Source organism: Acinetobacter sp. CIP 102136 (genome assembly GCF_000369685.1).
GTDB lineage: Bacteria > Pseudomonadota > Gammaproteobacteria > Pseudomonadales > Moraxellaceae > Acinetobacter > Acinetobacter fasciculus.
The window spans coordinates 37,350-39,655 of record NZ_KB850147.1 but is presented as its reverse complement, the minus strand read 5'-3'; the positions used below and the strand labels follow the sequence as shown (position 1 = coordinate 39,655).

General features: G+C 40.9%; 3 pseudogenes. 1 reads left to right on the top strand and 2 read right to left on the bottom strand.

The window, feature by feature from the left end:
- Positions 1-17: 17 nt before the first annotated feature.
- Positions 18-958, top strand: a pseudogene (locus F893_RS16065) (IS5 family transposase).
- 52 nt (positions 959-1,010) lie between these two features.
- Here F893_RS16065 and F893_RS16060 read toward each other — a convergent pair.
- A pseudogene (locus tag F893_RS16060) lies at positions 1,011-1,571 on the bottom strand (helix-turn-helix domain-containing protein); the annotation flags it as partial.
- A gap of 439 nt (positions 1,572-2,010) precedes the next feature.
- Positions 2,011-2,306: pseudogene (locus F893_RS17660) on the bottom strand (transposase); the annotation flags it as partial.

The following is a 2,306-nucleotide window of genomic DNA, read 5'->3' as shown; positions in this document are numbered from 1 at the left end:
AGCGATATAATTTTCAAATGAAGAAGCCTACACACAAAATCTACCGCACAACCAATTGGCCCGCATATAACCGAGCACTCATGAGTCGCGGAAATATTGCCATTTGGTTTGATCCTGCTACGCAATGGTATGCGCCATCAAAAGGCAAACAAGGGCGAAATCAAACCTACTCCGACGCAGCCATCCAATGCTGCTTAATGATTAAATCCTTATTCCGTCTGTCTTTACGTATGGTTACTGGCTTTGTGCAAAGTCTGATTAAACTTTGCGGCTGAGCAGCCCCGAATATCAGTGATATTCGTACAGTACGCTTTGTAGAAGACAAAAGCATATTGATATTGTAATCAGCTACCAAAAAAGTAGAGATGGGCTGCATCTACTCATGGACTCTACAGGCATGAAGTTTCTAGGTGAGGGCGAATGGAAACGCAAGAAACATGGACCTGAATATCGTCGCCAATGGCGTAAACTTCATATTGGTATAGATGCTAAAACCCTACAAATACGAGCAGTTCAGCTTACAACCAATAATGTCAGTGATTCACAGGTGCTTGGTGATTTACTTAATCAGATTCCACAAGATGAGCAGATTAACTCTGTTTATACCGATGGAGCTTATGACACCAAGCAATGCCGTCAGGTCATTGCAGATCGGCAAGCGCATGCGGTGATTCCACCTAGAAAAAATGCGAAACCATGGAAAGATACAAAGAGTAGCTCGCTAGAGCGAAATGACTTACTTCGAACAATTAAACGTTTAGGCAGGACACTATGGAAAAAATGGTCAGGCTATCATCGGCGAAGTTTGGTTGAAACTAAGATGCATTGCATCAAATTATTAGGAGATAAACTCAGTGCAAGGAGTTTTGATAGCCAAGTGAATGAGATCCATGCACGTGTAGCAGTCCTTAACAGATTTACGGAATTAGGTCGACCACTTACCCAAGTTACGCCTTAAATTTGGCTCAATTAGGGGCGCTTTGCATTTCAAATCTTTGTGCAACAAAGCCATAATCAAAGGTCGTTTCAGCCTCACAAAAGCGCAGATGCAACAGCTTTCCAGTGGCGTCATCGATATAAACCAGCAAGCAGCATTTGGAAGCTCGACCTTCAAACCAGTCATGATATGAGCCATCGATCTGGATCAGCTCACCGAAGCAATCACGGTTATATCTAGGCTGATACGGACGTTTCAGGCGCTTGGATCGAGGAATCCAGAGGTCATTTGCAGTCATCCAGCGACGAACCGTTTCTACCGGGATATGCAGGCCAAACATGCTGCTGAGCTTCTCATGAGCCAATGTAGGACCAAAGCCAAGTAAATGTTCAGAAATAATGGAAAGACATTCTGATTTTAACAGGACGTCATGGCGACGATGACCCGGTTGACCACGACTGGCATGTGCCATACCTGAGACACCATCTTGATTGAGCTTCTGCAATAACCGGGTAATTTGACGGGTGGAAAGATTCAGGATTTCAGCAGCACGGACCTGGGTAATACGATGATCTCTAACGTCTTGCAGAACTGCAAGACGTTGAATTTCTTTATCAGACATAGTGATCAGCATCTATATTTTATATCCAGTCCATGGTGATAAAAACCATCATAAACCAGACATTTTTATTGGTGAGAATATAGACACTTTAAATGGGTTCTAACAAACTGATTTCGTATAATATTGATTATGTTAAGCGAAGTATACCAAACAATAACTTCATATATCCCTTACACTCACCTGATTTCAATAAGTTAAAGTACTATCCTTTAATTAGATAAATATGATATGTTGAATTAAATTTTAATTCATAAACTTCATCATGTTTGAACTAAAAACAATTCGATTGACAAAAAAAGGTTCAACTAAAAAACAACTAATATTATTGTTTCACCTCAACTCGTACTGTCCCTGTCTATACCCATTGTTGTTCTCAATGAAAGTTTTACGCTTTCAAAGGGCTTTGTTGCACAAAGATTTGAAATGCAAAGCGCCCCTAATTGAGCCAAATTTAAGGCGTAACTTGGGTAAATGGTCGACCTGATTCCGTAAATCTGTTGAGGACTGCTACACGTGCATGAATTTCATTCACTTGGCTATCAAAACTCCTTGCGCTGAGTTTATCTCCTAATAATTTAATGCAGTGCATCTTAGTTTCAACCAACTTCGCCGATGATAGCCTGACCATTTTTTCCATAGTGTCCTGCCTAAACGTTTAACTGTTCGAAGTAATTCATTTCGCTCTAGCGAGCTACTCTTTGTATCTTTCCATGGTTTCGCATTTTTTCTAGGTGGAATCACCGCATG